The 19,055-nt window shown below is 48.1% G+C and carries 12 protein-coding genes; 6 read left to right on the top strand and 6 right to left on the bottom strand.

All coding sequences use genetic code 11. The features are described from left to right. Window positions 1–50: 50 nt before the first annotated feature. The 3 genes from KJB05_RS21015 to fdhF all read right to left on the bottom strand — a co-directional run bounded on the left by KJB05_RS21015 (window position 51) and on the right by fdhF (window position 7,273). Window positions 51–1,859, bottom strand: coding sequence for an amidohydrolase (locus tag KJB05_RS21015; RefSeq protein WP_208445241.1), 1,809 nt, complete (start codon window positions 1,857–1,859; stop codon window positions 51–53). A 146-nt stretch (window positions 1,860–2,005) separates the two neighbouring features. After that, entirely contained in the window at window positions 2,006–2,941 is a 936-nt protein-coding gene (locus KJB05_RS21010) for an endonuclease/exonuclease/phosphatase family protein (RefSeq protein ID WP_208445240.1), read from the bottom strand. A 93-nt stretch (window positions 2,942–3,034) separates the two neighbouring features. Continuing rightward, window positions 3,035–7,273, bottom strand: a complete 4,239-nt coding sequence (gene fdhF / locus KJB05_RS21005; protein ID WP_208445239.1) for a formate dehydrogenase subunit alpha — start codon at window positions 7,271–7,273, stop codon at window positions 3,035–3,037. Between the two features lie 324 nt (window positions 7,274–7,597). Between fdhF and KJB05_RS21000 the strand changes: the two genes are divergently transcribed. The 5 genes from KJB05_RS21000 to KJB05_RS20980 all read left to right on the top strand — a co-directional run bounded on the left by KJB05_RS21000 (window position 7,598) and on the right by KJB05_RS20980 (window position 15,100). Then, complete coding sequence (locus KJB05_RS21000) at window positions 7,598–8,020, top strand: hypothetical protein (protein ID WP_208445238.1); 423 nt, start codon at window positions 7,598–7,600, stop codon at window positions 8,018–8,020. A gap of 135 nt (window positions 8,021–8,155) precedes the next feature. Next, window positions 8,156–9,544: a TolC family protein gene (locus KJB05_RS20995; RefSeq protein ID WP_208445237.1), complete on the top strand. Its 1,389-nt coding sequence runs from the start codon at window positions 8,156–8,158 to the stop codon at window positions 9,542–9,544. Between the two features lie 12 nt (window positions 9,545–9,556). Beyond that, window positions 9,557–11,275 (top strand): efflux RND transporter periplasmic adaptor subunit, encoded by a 1,719-nt coding sequence (locus KJB05_RS20990; RefSeq protein WP_208445236.1) that lies wholly within the window; start codon window positions 9,557–9,559, stop codon window positions 11,273–11,275. Window positions 11,276–11,277: 2 nt separating this feature from the next. Further along, the gene (locus KJB05_RS20985) at window positions 11,278–14,457 is read left to right on the top strand and encodes an efflux RND transporter permease subunit (RefSeq protein WP_208445235.1); all 3,180 of its coding nucleotides are present in this window, start codon (window positions 11,278–11,280) and stop codon (window positions 14,455–14,457) included. A 76-nt stretch (window positions 14,458–14,533) separates the two neighbouring features. Further along, window positions 14,534–15,100 (top strand): copper-binding protein, encoded by a 567-nt coding sequence (locus tag KJB05_RS20980; protein ID WP_208445234.1) that lies wholly within the window; start codon window positions 14,534–14,536, stop codon window positions 15,098–15,100. Window positions 15,101–15,180: 80 nt separating this feature from the next. Here the strand turns inward: KJB05_RS20980 and KJB05_RS20975 are convergent, their stop codons facing one another. After that, entirely contained in the window at window positions 15,181–15,708 is a 528-nt protein-coding gene (locus KJB05_RS20975) for an autotransporter domain-containing protein (RefSeq protein WP_208445233.1), read from the bottom strand. 150 nt (window positions 15,709–15,858) lie between these two features. Here KJB05_RS20975 and KJB05_RS20970 point away from each other — a divergent pair, with 150 nt between their 5' ends. Further along, window positions 15,859–16,767 (top strand): LysR family transcriptional regulator, encoded by a 909-nt coding sequence (locus KJB05_RS20970; protein WP_208445232.1) that lies wholly within the window; start codon window positions 15,859–15,861, stop codon window positions 16,765–16,767. Between the two features lie 109 nt (window positions 16,768–16,876). Here KJB05_RS20970 and KJB05_RS20965 read toward each other — a convergent pair whose 3' ends face one another. Both KJB05_RS20965 and KJB05_RS20960 read right to left on the bottom strand, forming a co-directional pair. Continuing rightward, window positions 16,877–17,407 carry a hypothetical protein gene (locus KJB05_RS20965; RefSeq protein WP_041056864.1) on the bottom strand — a complete coding sequence of 177 codons (531 nt, stop codon included), beginning with the start codon at window positions 17,405–17,407 and terminating at the stop codon, window positions 16,877–16,879. A gap of 110 nt (window positions 17,408–17,517) precedes the next feature. After that, window positions 17,518–18,849 carry a ferric reductase-like transmembrane domain-containing protein gene (locus tag KJB05_RS20960; protein WP_208445231.1) on the bottom strand — a complete coding sequence of 444 codons (1,332 nt, stop codon included), beginning with the start codon at window positions 18,847–18,849 and terminating at the stop codon, window positions 17,518–17,520. Window positions 18,850–19,055: the final 206 nt, after the last annotated feature.

Here is a 19,055-nt window from a genome sequence, read left to right as displayed (position 1 = left end):
AATTCTAAATAACTAGACACTCTGCAGTTCTTAAGTACTGGATTTTGGTTCTATTTATCGATAGGGAACAGCTTGCTTTCAAAGACGGTCGCATAAATCGGCACATCTTTCAGCTTGTTGATGTCGATTTTGTAAGGGTCTTCTTCCAGCACCGTAAAGTTAGCTACTTTACCTACCTCAATACTACCGAGCGTATCCTCCATCCCCCACGAATATGCCGCTTCAATGGTAATGCCTTTTAATGCGGCTTCACGAGAGAGTGCGAGATCTTGGCGCAACACATTTCCGTTATTGGTTTGGCGAGTAGCAGCACTCCACGCCAGCAATAATGGGTCAGCCGGTGCCATTGGCATGTCTGAGTGCAACGACACTGGGATCTGCTCTTTTTCGATCGTCGCCAATCGAACCATAGCGTGAGCACGTTCTTCACCTAACCCTACTTCACCAAAACGGTCACCGAAGCCCGTCACGTAATATGGATTAACACTAATAATCGCACCGAGCTCTTTCAGCTCCTTGACTTGTTCGTCGGTCGAATTGGCAAAGTGAACAATCGTAAAACGGTGGTTCTCACGCGGGTATTCAGCTTGACGACGTTTCAAAATTTCAATCAGCTTTTCAACGCCTTTATCACCGTTTACATGAACAAGGATTTGGTAATCCTTCTCCCAGAAAAGCTTGGTGATGTCTTCGACTTCTTGAGGGGTTTGAATCCACTCGCCATGGTGACCATCCAGATAACCGTCTTTCATCATCATTAACTGAGAGATGATTGCACCATCGAACAGTAGCTTAACTTGGTTTTTAAAGAAGCGAACTTTGCCTTCATCAGGGAAGGTTTTGGTGATCTCTTCAACCGCTTGAACCACACCCTCTTTGCCTTTCAAAAAATACGGTGACTTACTCTCTGGTGTAAAGAAGGAGTACATTGGCGTTTCATCAGCGCCCAAGATCTCTTTATACAGACCCACCATATCCTCTGGTATAAACGCGCCAGGTTCGTTGTAAGCCGTTACCCCTTTCTCGTGCAGCATTTCCACCATTTGCTCTAGCCCGGCACGGAACCTTGCTTCACTGCCAAGATCTTTGTAGATACGCGGTAACAGGTAAATCAACGCGCCACCTTCCCAAAAATGCCCATTTTCCAGATCTGACTGAGCAGCTACCTCTTTACCTTGTTTGTCGATGTCTGCTTGGTTAAGACCAAACTTCTCAACAAATGCCGTGTTTACATAGAACTCATGTGCTGAACGATGCCATACACCGATTGGACGTGTTTTCGAGATCTTATCAAGATCAGCACGCGTCAATTCACCATGGAAGAAGTTGTTGTAGCCCCACGTCCACAATACTTCATTTGGCTCCTGCATCTCTTTTTCAACGGCAGTCAGCGCAGCCAGGTATTCTTCATGTCCATTCACCGCAGGCCAAGTACGACTTGGTAACTGCCACTCTTCAGGAGCGATGACCGGCATGCTCAGCGTAAGTGCACCAAGAAATGGATGCAGGTGCTGCTCAATAAAGCCAGGCATGATCACCTTGTCTTCTAAATCGACTTTATCCGCATTTGGGAACTGCTTCAGCGCCTGCGCTTCTTGTCCAACAAAAACAATCTTGCCGTCATCATCCGCTACAACCGCCTCTACACGAGGTTGGTCTTCATCCATTGTGATGATGGTGTCAGCCAGATAGATCGTTTCACCGTTTTCCACAGGCGCAGTCGCTTGAGCTTGCTCTTCTACCTGAGCCTCAGGTTTTGGTTCTTGTTGTTTCGCTTCTTCTGCTGGGCTGCATCCTGCCACAGCGCCAATTAACCCTAGGATGGCACCTGCCACTAACGTTCGTTTGAATGGTTTCATTTTTAACCCTTATATCACCAGTTTATTTACTGCTCTAGTTATAGAATCCCGTTCCAAAAAAAAAGGGAAGCATGGTGTATAAAGTAAAGACCGCTTTTGTCAGGGGTGAACCGATTTCGCTCACAATCTTGAGAATGAAACAGGAATTAATTCAGAACGTTACCTATCACCGTGGTGACCAAGCGGTGATCAGAGCCATTAGGTTGATCTGTCGATGTTCTTGAGCAGATTCTCCGATTTGAGCTTTCTGACTTAAGCCAGAGGTGATCAATCCCTATCATGGCGAAAGCAGGAACCGGCAAGTCCTTTACTGATGTTGGCCAACTGGCTACGGGTTGAGTTTGGAAACGAGAAAACAGCCCATCAAACCTCGGGCTTGAAGCAGAAAGATTGAAATCCCCTATCACGATCATTTCCGGTGTTGGATACAAATCAGTAAGGGTTTCTATGGTTCGAATCAGGGCATTGCGGCGTTGCCATAACGGCTCTGTTCTTGGCGAGGGAGGATGCGCCGTCATTAGGGTAATAGGGTTGTCCACTTGCCATGTTGCTCGAATCACCTCTTGACCATCTGGGGTGTGATAAATCGAAACTGGCTCCAAAGGATAACGGCTCAAAATCATCTGATTTGACGGATAACCAACACCGCGCTGGCCGCCATAATAGAAAGGATAAATATCGTCGAGAAGATGAAGCTTCTCCCCAACTTGAGGCGAGAGCTCTTGCATCACTACCAAATCCGCAGGGTGTTTAAGCAAGTAATTGATAAACTGATTGATGTCCGGATTCTCGTAGAACAAGTTGAATTGGACTATCGTCAGCGGATTTTCGCAGGTTTGGTTGTTCGTGATTTGAGTGGGTAAGAGAAACGCAATCGAAGCGAAACCAATCAAAGTGGTGGCAATGGCTTTCACCCAGTGACGGCAAACCAAAAGTACCAAAGCAAAACCTAGGTAGGCGAATAAAAGAAGAGCGGGAATCGAGGTTAGATTCTCCGCCCACCAAATATCATGATATTGCCTTGCCACCAGCCAAATTGAAGCGGGTAAAAACAACACAATCCATTTAATGACTTTCAGCACACGCACGGCTCATTTAGCGATTACATATCATAAGCTTATATGTAATCGCCCAACTCGCCAGTGCGCTGCTGAACTGTATATAAACAGATTGGCTTAAATGGAATGAACCGCTTCCGCTGCAGGCTCTGTGAGCAGCGCTTTTTCGCTCACTTCCACTTTAACCGCAGCGACCTTGAACTCAGGGATCTTCGCATGCGGGTCAGTTGCCGTTGTCGTTAAACGGTTGACTGGTGATTCAACAAAGTGGAAAGGAATGAACACCACACCTTTTTGAATCCGCTTAGTCACAAAGGCATCAATCTCAATGCTACCGCGACGTGTAGACACTGTCAGACGCTGACCATTACTGATGCCAAGTGCCTCTGCGTCTTCCACGCTCACCATCGCGCGAGGGCCAGCAAGGTTATCCAACCCTTTGGTCTTACGCGTCATGGTGCCAGTGTGGAACTGCTCAAGTACGCGACCCGTCGTTAACACAAGTGGGTACTCTTCATCTGGCAACTCAGCCGCATAACGGAACGGTACACCCACCATCTGCCCTTTACCACGAGTAAACTGGGTTTGGTGCATGATGCGAGTACCTGCCGGGTTGTTCTTGTTGCTCGGCCATTGCACACCGTTTGGCGTAATTGCATCCCAACGAAGACCAGCGTATTGAGGCGTCACTCGTGCGATTTCATTAGTGATATCAGACACGCAGTGGTAATCCCAATCACTACCCATTGCATTGGCGATCTCTTGGATAATCCACCAATCTTCTTTCGCTTCACCCGGCGCCGTGACAACCGGATTCACGCGCTGAACACGACGCTCCGTATTGGTGAAGTGACCCGCTTTCTCTGCAAATGAGCAAGAAGGCAGAACCACATCCGCGTATTGTGCAGTCTCCGTTAAGAAGATGTCTTGAACCACCAAGAAGTCGAGTGCTTCTAAACCTTCAATCACATGCGCTTGGTCCGGGTCACTCAACACTGGGTTCTCACCCATGATGTACATACCACGAACGTCACGATGGCAAGCCGCATCAATGATTTCTGTCAGGGTTAGACCTTGCTCAGAAGGCAGATTTGGTGCGTTCCATTCAATCGCAAACTTCTGACGCACAATTGGGTTGTATACCTTTTGGTAGCCCGGGAAACTGTTTGGCAACGCGCCCATATCACACGCGCCTTGCACGTTTGATTGACCACGTAGCGGGTTGATACCACCACCTTCAATACCGATGTTGCCACACAGCAATTGCAGGTTAGCGATAGAACGCACGTTGTCATGACCTGTCGTGTGCTGAGTAATCCCCATCGAGTAGTACACAGCGGTACGATCTGCCGTACCGATCATGCGCGCCATTGCTTGAATGTCTTCAGCTTTAACGCCTGTAACCAACTCCACTTTATCGAGGTTGTAAGCTGGCGACATTACTTCTTGCAGTAAGGTATCAAAGCCGTCGACACGTTCTTCGATGTACTCTTGATCGTACCAACCGTTCTTGATGATCTGCTGCATGACACCGTTTAGGAGCATCACATCCGTACCCGGACGGTGCGCCATATACAGCTCAGCATGCTCTGCCATATCGACACGTTTCGGGTCAGCCACAATCAAACGAGCGCCGTGGTGACGAATTGCTTGTTTGATATGTGAAGCAATAATCGGGTGCGCCGATGTGGTATCCGAACCAATAATAAAGATCACATCAGAGTGCTTAATGCTTGGAATGTCGTTGGTCATTGCACCACTACCCAGTGACGCTTCAAGACCGGTTACACTCGATGCGTGGCACAAACGCGCACAGTGGTCGACGTTATTGGTGCCCAGTTCACGACGGACAAATTTTTGGAACGCGTAGTTGTCTTCGTTAGTGGTTTTCGCTGAAGAGAAACCCGCCAATGCGTTGCTGCCAAAATCTTGCTTGATGCCAGAGAACTTGCTCGCAATCAGTTGAATCGCCTCTTCCCAACTTGCAGGCTGCAACCAACCGTCTTTGCGGATCAATGGCGTGCTAAGACGCTCTTCACTGCCAATGAAATCAAAACCAAAGCGCCCTTTCACACACAGCATGCCTTGGTTAACCGGCGAGTCACCGCCCTTCACGTAACGAATCGTATTGGTTGTTTCGTCCACGTACATGGTCAACTTACAACCCACACCACAGTATGTACAAATAGTGTCGACCGCTTTCAGATCTTCAGTTCGACCTTGTGAACGGTCACGACTATCGACCATTGCGCCCGTTGGACACACTTGAACACACGCGCCACATTGCACGCAGTTCGAATCGCCCATCAGGGTTAAACCATTCTTGTTACTTCCAAAGTGTGGACGATCGTCTGGACGTAACGCGGGGCGACCTTGTTTGTCGCACACAAAGTTCAGTACACCGTGCACGGCTTTGTCGCGACACGCTTGGATGCACTGACCACAACTAATACAGCGGTTGGCATCAAACTCAATAAACTCAGAGCTGCGGTCAACTTCGTACTTATGACGCAAGTCTTTCGCACGAAGATCTAACCAATCTTGATGTGATTTAATCTGCAAGGAGAAGTCAAAGCTTTGCTGAGCTTCATATTCGGTGGAGTAATCACGCAGCGCACAATCGGTATTTGCCTGACAGCCACATTCTAGACAGCGCGCCGCTTCTTTCATCGCTTCTTCGTTATCAAAGCCTAACTCCACTTCAGCGAAGCTTTGCTCGCGTTGTGCTGGAGTCAGCTCTGGCATGATAGAGCGAGCGACTTTCTGGATGTTCTCGAAGTGAAGCGGGTCGACTTGAGAGAGCTTCTTCTCTTTACGCGAGTTGAACGCTGCCTTTGGCATATCCGCCATATCGCCATTCAAAAACAGGTCAATCGCTTTTGCCGCAACGCGGCCATCACCCACGGCTTCAACTGCCGTTGCAGGACCACGGCGGAAATCACCAATACTGAAGATGTTGCCCGTGCCTGTGTGCATGGTCTTTTCATCTGCATCTGAGGTGTTCCAGCGCGTAAGCGGAATCGACAAGTCTTCGCCCTCTAGGAAGCTCAGATCTGGCTTTTGCGATACTGCCGCAATCACGGTGTCGAACTCTTCGGTAAAGAACTCGCCGGTTGGTTTAGGGCTTCGACGACCAGATGCATCCGGCTCACCCAACGCCATGCGCTCTAGACGAATCGCATTCACGCGTCCGGTTTCATCGGCAAGGTTTTCTGCAGGGTTGGTTAAGAAGTGGAATTTCACCCCTTCGTGTTCCGCTTCGACAATCTCGTAGTCTTCCGCTGGCATTTCGTCACGGGTACGACGATAAATCAACGTGGTGTCGGCACCAGCACGACGCGCAGTACGAGCACAGTCAATTGCCGTGTTACCACCACCGATCACCGCGACTTTCTGACCCGTTACATAGTTTTGCTCGGTAACGTAATCTTTAAGGTAATCAACGCCTAAGTAGCAACCTTCAAGTTCGCTACCTGTGTAATGCATTTCAACCGCTTGAGACGCGCCGACAGCCAAACACACTGCGTCGTATTCTTCGCTCAAGTGAGAAAGCGTGAAATCCACACCCAGCTTTTGATTGGTGTGAACTTGCATGCCATTGCGGCACATCAGTTCGATTTCTTTATCGAGAATGTCTTTTGGCAAACGGTATTCAGGAATGCCATAACGCAACCAACCACCCGCTTTTGGCATGGATTCAAAGACCGTAACGTCATAGCCTTCGTTCGATAGGTAGTAGCCAGCCGTTAGACCACCAGGACCACTGCCGACGACGGCAATGTTCAAACCTTTGCTTGGTTTCTTTTCCGGTACATAGGCTTCATGCGCAGACAAATCCGCATCCGCGGCATGACGTTTTAGCTGACGAATTGCGATTGGTTCATCGACTAACGAGCGGCGACATTCGCTCTCACAAAATGCTGGGCATACGCGGCCAATCGATAGTGGCATAGGAAGCGTACGCTTAATCACTTCAATCGCTTTTTGATGATCGTTCTGTACGATGTGATAAAGGTACGATTGGATATCCACGCCCGCTGGACACGCGGTTTTACATGGCGCTTCACAATCGGCGTAATGGTCCGTCATGATGCGGTTGAGTGCTTTTCTGCGGTGCTCGCTTAATTGTTCTGATTGCGTGACCACATTAAGGCCGCGGTAAACTTCAAGTTCACACGCACGCTTAGTACCGCCGCTTTCGACTTCAACCACACACAAGTCACACGGTACTTTTTCATTACTTTTGTTCATTCCGCACAGCGATGGGATCTCGACCCCACACACTTTTGCTGCTTCTAAAAGGGTTAGACCCTCTTCTACAATTCTATATTTTCCATCGATGACAATTTCTATCATGCAACCCCCGCAGCAAAGCAAATCCAAATCTGCACAAGTAAAACCATGCACTCTATAAGGATAATCATTTGTAAGACAAGTTAGTGTGATGTAAAACTTATAAACCACATTTTTCACGTGTCATAAAAAGCGAGGGCTTCTTTCGCTAACTTTCAACACTCGGTGTTTAACAAACGTTTTACTCCCTCGAAAGTGCGAAAACTGAAGGGGTGGACTATTTTGATAATAAGAGTAATAAATGATTGACCTTACCCTTAGGTTAACCTTTAGAATCGAAGGGTTTTCATCATTTTCATCATTTTCATCAAATACATGGGAAAGGGTATGCATTTAAAATCGCTGCATACAATCTGGTTAACTCTCTTCACTACGCTAGTACTATTGGTATCTAGTGTGGCGAACAGTGAGCCGTTGATGAATATTCAAATGATGTCTACTGGCATGGCTCACCATCCTTCTATGATGAGTGACAGCGAACACTGCGGTATGCCTGGCATGATGGGCGTCTCCATGACTGACGGTTCTATGTCCGAAGATGGCGATGCAAGAGAAACCAGCATGAACTGTGGTGGAGGCTCTGGCATGGTTTATACCTGCTGTACTGCCGCGTGTACGATAGTTTTCGTCCCCCTACCGAATCCTGTCAATAGCCCGATGCCCGTCGTCTATCGCGCAACTATTACTCCTGAAGTTGCTTCCCCAGTCGTACACGTCAGCCGTGACCTATACCGACCTCCTATAGCCTAAACCCGTCCTAGCATTCGACCCTGCGCGTGTATCGCAGGTTGTTTTAATGCGCCTGAACGATGAGGTAACAAGGCTTTACTGTTCCCGCAATAAAATCCGCACCTCCATCGATCCGGCGAACACTGGATTTAGATTATGGATATCAAACCATACCGCTTAGCTGCACCTATTTTTATGGTGGCTCTGGTCGCTGCGCCAACCTTGGTTAACGCCGCAGGTAAAGAGACGCACGCAGCGCAAAATTCCGCATCAACTGAGCGAGCTTCAACGACCAAGCTTGCCCAACTGATCAACGTCGCTTTGAGTAACGATGGCAATCGTAAGCAATACTCAGCGCAATCTGCTGCCATGCGTGAAACGGGCGTTGCGAGTGCGACCTTAATGGACCCAAAACTGAAAGTGGGTTTTGGTGGCTTGCCTGTCGACAGCTTCAAATTCGATGAAGACCCAATGACCAACATCTCCGTTGGTTTAATGCAACAGTTTGCGCGTGGCTCGACGCTTGATTTACAGCAGAAGAAGGCCAATCAACAAGCTGACGGCCTTGGGCTTCAAGTCCATGCTCGTGAGCTTGAGGTAGCCAACAGCATGACTCAACTTTGGTTAGAACTTGGTTACCAGCAACGCGCTGAACAAATCATGCTTGAGAATCGCAAGTTGATGAAGGAGATGGAAAGCTTTATTCAAACCAACTATTCGATTGGTAAGAGTGAAGCGCAAGACCTACTCAACGCTCAATTACAAGTCAGCAAGTTGGATGAGAAACTGCAAGCCAACGCACAAATGCAACGTCGTCTTATCTCTCAACTCTCCGAATGGTTGGGGTCAGATTGGTTGGCAAACGAACAGGCTTTGCACGCGAGCAATCAACTTAATTGGGACACACTGAATAGCAAACTTGCTGCCAGTCAGAATTCCACCAAGCATTATCAGCAACTCAGCCAACACCCGATGGTTAAGATGGCCGACGTCAGCATCTCTGCCAATAAAACTCAGGTGGAAATTGCTGAGCAAGCCTACAACCCGCAATTTGGCGTCGAAGTAATGTACGCCTACCGCCAAGCCGACAACATGATGGGTGAACCCGCTTCCGATTTGGTCAGCGCTTACCTAACCATGGACATTCCACTGTTCACCGGTGACCGCCAAGATCGCAACCTCGCGGCCGCTCAATATCAAGTTGGCGCCGCTCAATCGCAAAAAGACACCTTACTAACGCAGATGAATGCCAAGGTGAACACTTTGCTGGTTGATCGCGGCAACTTAACCCAGCGTTTAGAACGTTATCAATCCACCTTATTGCCTCAAGCGAAAGCGCGCATTCAAGCCGTCGAGCGGGGTTATCAAAACAACACAGCGCAGTTTAACGATGTGATTTCTGCCACGACTGATGAGTTGGCTCTGCAATTAGAGCAACAACGTCTGCTGACCGATCTCAACATCGCAAACAGCAATTTAGCCACCCTACTCGGTGGTTTCGACTATCAAGTCGAGCAACCAGAACTGTCTGAATTTAAAAAATAATAAGGTAAAACAATGAAAACATTACAAGTTGCAACCATCGCGCTGATTGTTGGTGGTGCTTTAGGGTTTGGTGCTAATCATTTTCTTACGGGCTCGGCTCACGACATGAGTGCGATGGGTGGCGAATCTGCTGCAAGCTCTAATGATCCGCTTTACTGGGTTGCCCCAATGGATCCGAACTACAAACGCGACAAGCCGGGTAAATCCCCAATGGGCATGGATTTGATTCCGGTTTACGCAGAAGACCTATCCGGTGAACAAGACGCACCGGGTACAGTGACTATTGACCCTTCAGTAGAAAATAACCTCGGAGTTAAAACCGCAAACGCGACACTGCAACAGTTGTCACCACGCATCGAAACCGTTGGTTATATTGCTTTCGATGAAAGTCTGTTATGGCAAACCAACGTTCGTGTGGCGGGTTGGGTAGAAAAACTCTACATCAATGCCGTGGGTGAGAAAGTGAAGAAAGGCGATGTGCTTTTCACGCTCTACTCTCCAGAACTGGTTAAAGCACAAGAAGAATTGCTGAATGCGTACCGCACTGGCCGCAAAGGTCTGGTAAAAGGCGCGACCGAACGCTTGGTAACACTTGGTGTTGACCGCGCTCAAATCCAATCCATTACTCGTAGTGGTAAAGCATCGCAAACCATTGAAGTCAAAGCGCCTGCTGATGGGGTTATCGCGAGCTTAAACGTGCGTGAAGGTGGCTATTTATCCCCTGCTCAAGCGGTGATCAGTGCAGGTCCTTTGGACAATGTTTGGGTTGATGCAGAAGTTTTTGAGCGTCAAGCACACTGGATGAAAGCGGGCTCTCAAGCCACGATGACCCTTGATGCGATTCCGGGCAATGAATGGCAAGGCGTCGTGGATTACGTGTACCCAATCCTCGATCCGAAAACACGTACGTTGCGTGTGCGTCTTAAATTCCCTAACCCAGATGGTGCATTGAAGCCAAACATGTTCGCCAATATTGCCTTGCAGCCTGTCACTGACGACGCAGTATTAACGATTCCCAAATCATCTGTTATCCGCTCTGGCGGTATGACTCGCGTTGTTCTGGCGGAAGGTGATGGCAAATACCGTTCTGCTCGAATTGAAGTTGGCCGCGAAGCTGGCGAACAAATCGAAATATTACAAGGACTTAAACAAGGCGACAAGATCGTTACGTCATCTCACTTCATGCTCGACTCTGAATCAAGCCAGTCGGCAGATCTGTCTCGCATCAATGGTGTAGAAGCAGCGGCAGAAACGGCATGGGCCAAAGGTGAGATCACAGACGTAATGAAAGATCACCGCATGCTGACCATCAACCACCAGCCGGTACCAGAATGGGATTGGCCAGGCATGGTAATGAACTTCACTTTCGCAGATGGCGTTGAAATGGGTGACTTGAAAAAAGGTCAGGCTATCGAATTTGAAATGCAAAAGACGGAGTCCGGTCAGTACCAAATCATCGACTACAAGGCAGACAACAGCGTCATTGCGGCAGAAGTTTGGCTAACTGGTGACATCACAATGTTGATGGCCGACTTTGGCATGATCACCTTAAACCACCTACCCGTTGCAGAATGGAACTGGGATGCAGGCGAGATGAACTTCTCAGTGGGTGAAGACGTTGATCTATCGGGTTTTGAAGAAGGACAGAAAGTTCGGTTTCTAGTTGAAAAACAAGGATCTGACTACGTTCTTAAACAGCTAGTTCCTGCAACAACAGCCGTCGAGGGTTAATTATGATCAATGCTATTATTCGTTGGTCACTGAGCAACCGATTCCTAGTGTTGGTCGCGACCTTAGCCCTTGTATTAGGCGGACTTTACAGTGTAAAGAATACGCCTGTTGATGCGATTCCGGATCTTTCTGATGTGCAAGTGATCATCAAGACAAGCTATCCGGGTCAGGCTCCTCAAGTTGTCGAGGATCAAGTTACTTACCCACTCACCACCGCCATGCTTGCCGTGCCGGGTGCTGAGACGGTTCGTGGCTACTCATTCTTTGGTGACTCTTACGTTTATATCATTTTCAACGATGATACCGACATGTACTGGGCACGTTCACGCGTGTTGGAGTACTTAAGCCAAGTAGCACCAAAGCTGCCACCGAACGCAAAACCAACCCTAGGTCCTGATGCAACGGGCGTGGGCTGGGTTTACAGCTACGTATTACAAGACAAAACTGGCAAGCATGATTTGGCGGATCTTCGCAGCCTGCAAGACTGGTTCTTGAAATACGAATTGCAAACCGTTGATGGCGTTTCTGAAGTCGCGACCGTGGGCGGTATGGTGAAGCAGTATCAAGTGCAGATTGATCCTGCCAAGCTGCGTGCTTACAACCTCACTCTGCAACAAGTGAACATGGCAATCCAAAACGGCAACCAAGAAACCGGCGCGTCCGTTATCGAAGTTGCGGAAGCCGAACACATGGTTCGTACCACGGGTTACCTAACCAGCATTGAAGACATCAAATCACTGCCTCTCAAAGTCACCGAGAAAGGCACGCCGTTGCTATTAGGTGATATCGCAGACATTAACCTTGGTCCACAAATGCGTCGTGGTATCTCAGAGCTGAATGGCGAAGGTGAAGCGGTCGGTGGCGTAATCGTGATGCGCTTTGGTGAGAACGCCAGTGAAGTGATTGCGAAAGTCAAAGACAAACTCGCAGACCTACAACGCAGCCTGCCAGAAGGCGTGGAAATTGTAGCAACCTACGACCGCTCTACCCTTATCGATTCAGCGGTAGAAAACCTATGGAAAAAGCTTGCAGAAGAGTTCATCGTCGTCGCGATTGTGTGCGCGTTGTTCTTATTCCACATTCGTTCTTCGTTGGTTATCGCTCTGAGCCTACCGGTCGGCATTCTCACTGCGTTTATAGTAATGCATTGGCAAGGCATCAACGCCAACATCATGTCCTTGGGTGGTATTGCGATTGCCATCGGTGCCATGGTGGATGGTGCAATCGTGATGATTGAAAACGTTCATAAGCACATTGAACGAACGCCACTGACCGACAAAAACCGCTGGCAAGTAATAGGTAAAGCCGCAGAAGAGGTCGGCGCACCGCTGTTCTTCTCGTTGCTGATCATCACTCTTAGCTTCGTACCTGTGTTCGCCTTAGAAGGCCAAGAAGGCAAGATGTTCTCGCCACTTGCGTTCACTAAGACGTACGCCATGGCAGCGGCAGCAGGTTTGGCAATCACACTCGTCCCTGTTCTTATGGGCTACTTCATTCGCGGTAAGGTGTTACCGGAACACAAAAACCCAGTTAACCGTGGCTTGGTCGCGTTGTACCGTCCGTTGTTGAACACTAGCTTAAAATACCCTAAGGCCATGATTATTATCGCATTAGGTCTGATGGCATCGGCTTACTACCCAACCAGTAAACTGGGTAGCGAGTTCATCCCTCCGCTGGATGAAGGCGACTTGATGTACATGCCAACGACCTATCCGGGTATCTCGATTGGTAAAGCACGCGAGCTTCTACAACAGACCAACAAGCTGATCAAAACCGTTCCAGAAGTGAAAACCGTATGGGGCAAAATTGGCCGAGCTGAGACCGCAACCGATCCAGCGCCACTCACCATGATTGAAACCGTGATTCAGTTGAAGCCACGCGACCAATGGCGTGAAGGGGTAACAACCGAGTCACTGCGCAAAGAGTTCGACAAGCTGGTTCAGTTCCCTGGTCTTACTAACGCTTGGGTAATGCCTATCAAAACGCGTATCGACATGTTGGCAACGGGCATCAAAACCCCTATCGGCATTAAGATCGCCGGACCTGATCTGAAAGTGATTGAGAAGATCGGTTCTCAGCTAGAGCCAATTCTTAATGGCGTACAAGGCACGGCATCCGTTTACGCAGAACGTGTAGCAGGTGGTCGTTATGTCACGATCGACATTAAACGTCGTGCCGCAGCGCGTTATGGCTTAAGCATCAAAGACGTTCAGCAAGTGATCTCCACTGCGGTGGGTGGCATGAATGTGGGTGAAACCATTGAAGGCTTGGAGCGTTACCCAATCAACGTTCGTTACCCACAAGACTACCGTGATTCAGTGGTTAAACTGCAAAACCTACCATTAGTCACACCAAATGGCGCTCGTATTGCGCTGGCTGATGTAGCGGACATTCGTTACGAAGACGGCCCTCCGATGATCAAGACGGAAAACGCGCGTCCAAACGGTTGGGTGTTTGTCGACATCGATGGTCGTGACCTTGGCTCTTACGTCGTAGAAGCGCAACAGGTTGTTGCTGATCAATTGGAACTTCCTGCGGGTTACTCACTGGCTTGGTCTGGTCAATACGAATACATGGAGCGTGCGAAAGACCGCTTGAGCGTCGTGGTACCAATTACCATCGCCATCATTATGCTGCTGCTTTACTTCAGCTTCCGTCGCGTTGGCGAAGTGATGATCATCATGCTTACGCTACCACTCGCTATGGTTGGTGGTTTGTGGCTCATGCATATCCTCAACTACAACTTCTCGATTGCTGTTGGGGTCGGCTTTATTGCCCTCGCAGGCGTCGCGGTTGAAATTGGGGTCATCATGCTCGTCTACCTCAACCAAGCATGGCACTACAAAAAGCTGGATGCGGAAGAGAGCCAACAGAAGCTTGAGGCGAAAGACCTAACCGATGCCATTCGTGAAGGTGCAGGCCTGCGTGTCCGCCCAGTAATGATGACGGTACTGACGGTCATTATTGGTCTGATTCCGATCATGTACGGCGAAGGTACAGGATCAGAAGTCATGCAACGTATCGCCGCACCAATGATTGGCGGTATGGCATCGGCACTGCTGCTGACGCTGTTGGTGCTTCCTGCCATCTTCAAGCTGTGGAAACAACGTGAGTTGCGTCATAGCAATGTGACTAATCACCAAGCTAGCACTCAAGCTAGTGATGTAAACAACAACGCTTAATCCCTACCTTCCCCTCAATCAATTCGTTTGGGGGGAAGCAACCAAGTTATTAATGAATTAAAACAAGGATATAAAAATGAAAAAGACACTAATCACTCTTGCTCTAGCCCTAACAACAACGACTGCGTTTGCCCAAATGGATCATTCAAACATGGACCACGCGAACATGGATCATAGCAACATGAAGCATGAAAACATGGACCACGGCAGCATGAAGATGGACCACAGTAAAATGGACCATTCAAACATGATGGATATGCCGGGCATGTCGGCAGTAGGTATGCCAGCAAAAGGCGCAAAGCCAGACAAGGTGGTACACGTTATCTTGGGTGATGACATGACCATCAAGTTCAAGAAAGACGTTAAGATTGAGCCAAACGATGTGGTGCAGTTTGTAGTCATGAACACAGGTAAGATCAACCACGAGTTTACGATTGGTTCGGCTAAAGAGCAGCTAGAACATCGCGAAATGATGAAAACAATGAGTGGCGATCACATTCACGACTCGGGCAACTCTGTAACGGTAGAACCGGGTAAAGCGAAGCAGTTATTGTGGCATTTCCACGGTGACAACAACGTTGAGTTCGCGTGCAACATTCCAGGGCATGCAGAGGCGGGCATGACGAAGAACATTACGCTGTAAATCGTACTTGCACACCAAAAAGGAGCTGACGTTTCAGCTCCTTTTTCTCTCTGAATCCATACTTACGTAGTGTTATCGGCTCAGAAGTTATAGGCTGCCATGACTCGAACCGCCATCTCATCCTCCTCCGATAAGCTGATGTCCTCGTCAATTTTGTAGCCTTCAACAATAAGTCCAACGCTGGCAATATCGACTTTGATACCTAAGGTTGGTTCAAAGTTGTTTTGGCTGTCTGTGTCGATATACTCACCCGTCTCTTCTTCGAAATACTCAATCTCGACATTGTTGTAATTCAAACCGATACGCGGCGTTATCGCCAACACATCGTTCACGCGAATTTCGTAGCCCAACGCAGTATGTAATCCCCAAACTTGCTTCTCTGCCCAATGCGTACCAAAGTGCTCTTGCTCACCGTTATCTATCGGTGCGTTGAAGCCAAGTGACCAATTGATATTGGGTAACACTTCTGCACCCATCTCTACACTCAAGACCTCATGCTCATCCAAAAAAGTCACGCCACCGGCGATAAAGGGTTCTCTCTCCTCTGCAAACACTGGAGCGCTAAGCAAAAGCACCAAAACGAATAAGCCAACCAGATCTTTAAGCATGACACCTCCGAGCAATGAATACGTCGATTTACCACTCTCAGAATACGTGGATTACGTGCGCATTTTTGACGGTTAAGAAGCTCAAATTTGAACCTTTGAACACCACACAATGTCGTAACCAACGACGTAAATTTATGCTTAAGGCGCTTTGTGAAACACTCCATAGACCTCAACCTGTATCGCTTTTTAAACCTAATTTTTGAACAGAAGGCGTTGCCCAAGGTGTGCCATACGCTCGATATCAGCCGAGCCACGTTTAATCGCCAGCTGGCTGACTGCCGTGAGCTGTTTGGCAACGAGCTGTTCATTGCCAACAAAGGGCTGTATTTCCCAACCTTGTTTTGCAGCCAGCTCATGAACATTATCGAGGAACCGTTAGAGCAACTGGAGTCTGCTCAAACTCAAGTCAACGTCCTTGAAGCCGCAACGCAACCGACCCAATTTCGCTTTTTTGTACCGAACCCTCTTAGCGCTATTCTCACCACACCGCTACTCGAATTGCTCAGCCAACACGACAATATCGCTGACTTCTCGATGGTGGATTGGAATCTTGAAGGCATCGAATTTCCAAAAGCGGGTTCACTCGCCGTCGGCATTTCTGGTTACCCTTCCGTCATGAATGAACGCGTGGTTGAGCGGAAAATCGGTGAACTAGGTTTGTACCTCTATACCTCGCAGAACAACCCGCTTTGGCAACATGAACGTATTGATATTCAGCGCCTACAAAACGAAAAACTGGTGCGAGTGTCGATGGGCGCACTGGATGACGCCATTTACTATGAGAGGGTGAAGCGACAACTTGGGTTTGCTCTGGAAAGACGGTTAACCGTGCCATCGGTTCATGCCGCTTTGGATTGGTTGATCAAAACCGATTATGTTCTGATTTGCTTTGCCCTGCCCGATTCGGCTTTGCTGCAAGGCATCAAGAAGATTCCGTTGATTCAGGATAACGCTCAGATGTTCTTTGATATCGGCTTGCAGTTTCACCGAGGCTATTATCAACATCCAACGATAGTGAAATTAGAAAAGCACCTATCCGATATTCTCAATGATTTATAACGTCAATGGTCATCGCGATACTGGACATACAAAAAAGCCGCCCGGTACAGGCGGCAAACAAGCAGTATGTGCAATAAAACGATAAAAATATAAAGGTCGATGAAAAACGTTAAAAGTTGAAGCTCAACGTAGCGCGAACCACATCTTCTTCAAATTCTTTACCATTGATCGGGTTAACCGCTGAGTCGTTGATCTTACCGTAATCAACCGTTAAGCCAACCATGCGCCAGTTAACCGTACCGCCAACAGAAGCGTAAACACTATCAATGTTCATGCTCTGGCCAGAGTGAGTGCCACTATTGATATCAACATCCGCATTAAAGTAGTTGATACCAAGCTTAGGAATGATATCGAACTCAGCAATTTCAAAGCGGTAACCAATGTTCGCGTACATACCCCAAGCGTCTTGATCGTTCTTTACGGGCATATCAATTGCGTCAGAACCAACGAAAATACCACCACCAGTGACGATGTTGTTGCCCACATCACGGCTGTAACCCAAGGTGTACATTTCGTGGTCACCAACGAAGGTCGCACCCGCTTCAATTGAGTTGTTGCGGCCTTCTGCCAATGCGTGGCCTGAAGCGGTCACAGTTGCCAATGTTGTTAGCGCTAGAATGCGTTTTGATGTGATAGTCATCTTTACTCTCTCGGTTTGGATTTGCTTATTACCCTACCCATTTCTGAATATCGAAATTGAGGCTTAAAAAGCTCACCGCTGAGCTAACTTATGACTAACAATCTTGACACTTAGCGCATAATAAATAGCTCTTCGTGATAACTCTGCTCAATATTAAATTGATGCGCATCTAGCTCTTTTTTCAGTGTTTTTGAGAACGCTTCTGGTCCACAGAAGTACATTTCATACTGGCTCAAATCACCACACTGAGCCGCAATACGTTCAGCATTCAAACGTGGCGATTTCATGGTATCTATCACATGCAGTTTGACGCTTGCTTGGTGCGCTAAGTGCCAAAGTTCATCGACCAACTGGCCGTCGATACCACGACTGCAGTAAAACAGATGAACATCGCTAGTTTGCGCTTGCACTTTCAATGCTTCCAAAGCAGCAAAGAAAGAAGCAATCCCTACCCCACCAGCAATCCAGATTTGAGGTTTCTCTAAATCAAATTCCAAACGTCCGTAAGGCCCCTCTACCATTACCGCATCGCCCGCTTTTACGCGCTCATACAAGCCGGTAGTAAAATCGCCTAGCTCTTTGATTAGGAAACGTAATTCATTGCTTTCACTGCCAGATACGATAGTGAACGGATGGGCATCTTCATCACCAAAACGTAAGTAAGCAAATTGCCCCGCCTTGTGCCCTTGCCAAGACGCATTTGGTTTAACGACCAATTCCATCACTTCAGCTTGAGGGAAGTAACGTGTCGACGCGACAACCGCAGAATGTTTATTACGACGACCAACGAAGCCAAACAAACTGTAAAGTGCAGCAATCGAGCCCACAACTGCGAATGCTACTGTGAGATAGTAAACAGGCTCGCCCCAATACGCGCGCTTGAGCAGCAGTACGGAGTGAATCGCAATCAGTAGATACGCCACCGACATAAAGCGGTGCGATAGTTTAAAGGGTTTGTATTTCACTGCGCCCCATAGAGAAACCACCAGCAAAACCAACAGCATGTAGAAGCCCCACTCACCCATGCCTTGAGCAAGGTCGCGCAGACCATGAATCCAAGCTTCGATTCCCGAGAGGTTACCCTCCGGCCCTGTACCTGTGTGTTTCTCTGGTCTTGCTAGTACACCAGACATGACTAGCCACTTCGGCACTTGATACCAAAGCCAGTGTGTTAAACCTAATGCTACGCCACCAATACCGAGCCATTTGTGCACCCGATACGCTTTGTCCATGCCATGTAGCCAGTTTTCAACCACAGGAAGGCGCATTGCCAACACCATGGTGATCGACATCAACATCAAAGACAGAATGCCTGAATATTGGATCATGGCAGATCGCCATTCAAACACATTGGTAGAAGAGAAAAGCTGCGGTTCCATCGCAAACCATAATACGGACATCGCGGCGATCATTGCCCAGATGATATTGCGGAATGTTTTCATGATTGGTTACTCGGTTAATCGACAACTTTACTTTAGCGCTTCACATGTAAAGCAACGTCAATAAGAGTAAAAGCGGGTAAAGCTCGACATATGCAAGGATTCCTACAGAAAAAAGACAAGAATCTAACAGTCATTAGAGTATTCACTCGCTATAGTTCCGGCTAAATTCGCCAAGGTGCGAACTGGAATAAATAACACTAAGAAAA

The sequence above is a fragment of the Vibrio sp. B1ASS3 genome (genome assembly GCF_905175355.1).
Taxonomy (GTDB): domain Bacteria; phylum Pseudomonadota; class Gammaproteobacteria; order Enterobacterales; family Vibrionaceae; genus Vibrio; species Vibrio owensii.
Note: the sequence above shows the minus strand (reverse complement) of the source record. Positions and strands in the feature narration are given on the sequence as shown.

What these genes read in the sequence shown, in the direction of transcription:
- fdhF (WP_208445239.1), bottom strand. Translation starts at nt 7,273, where the DNA reads ATGATAGAAATTGTCATCGATGGAAAATATAGAATTGTAGAAGAGGGT.
- KJB05_RS20995 (WP_208445237.1), top strand. Translation starts at nt 8,156, where the DNA reads ATGGATATCAAACCATACCGCTTAGCTGCACCTATTTTTATGGTGGCT.
- KJB05_RS21015 (WP_208445241.1), bottom strand. Translation starts at nt 1,859, where the DNA reads ATGAAACCATTCAAACGAACGTTAGTGGCAGGTGCCATCCTAGGGTTA.
- KJB05_RS20980 (WP_208445234.1), top strand. Translation starts at nt 14,534, where the DNA reads ATGAAAAAGACACTAATCACTCTTGCTCTAGCCCTAACAACAACGACT.
- KJB05_RS20985 (WP_208445235.1), top strand. Translation starts at nt 11,278, where the DNA reads ATGATCAATGCTATTATTCGTTGGTCACTGAGCAACCGATTCCTAGTG.
- KJB05_RS21000 (WP_208445238.1), top strand. Translation starts at nt 7,598, where the DNA reads ATGCATTTAAAATCGCTGCATACAATCTGGTTAACTCTCTTCACTACG.
- KJB05_RS20960 (WP_208445231.1), bottom strand. Translation starts at nt 18,849, where the DNA reads ATGAAAACATTCCGCAATATCATCTGGGCAATGATCGCCGCGATGTCC.
- KJB05_RS20965 (WP_041056864.1), bottom strand. Translation starts at nt 17,407, where the DNA reads ATGACTATCACATCAAAACGCATTCTAGCGCTAACAACATTGGCAACT.
- KJB05_RS20975 (WP_208445233.1), bottom strand. Translation starts at nt 15,708, where the DNA reads ATGCTTAAAGATCTGGTTGGCTTATTCGTTTTGGTGCTTTTGCTTAGC.
- KJB05_RS20990 (WP_208445236.1), top strand. Translation starts at nt 9,557, where the DNA reads ATGAAAACATTACAAGTTGCAACCATCGCGCTGATTGTTGGTGGTGCT.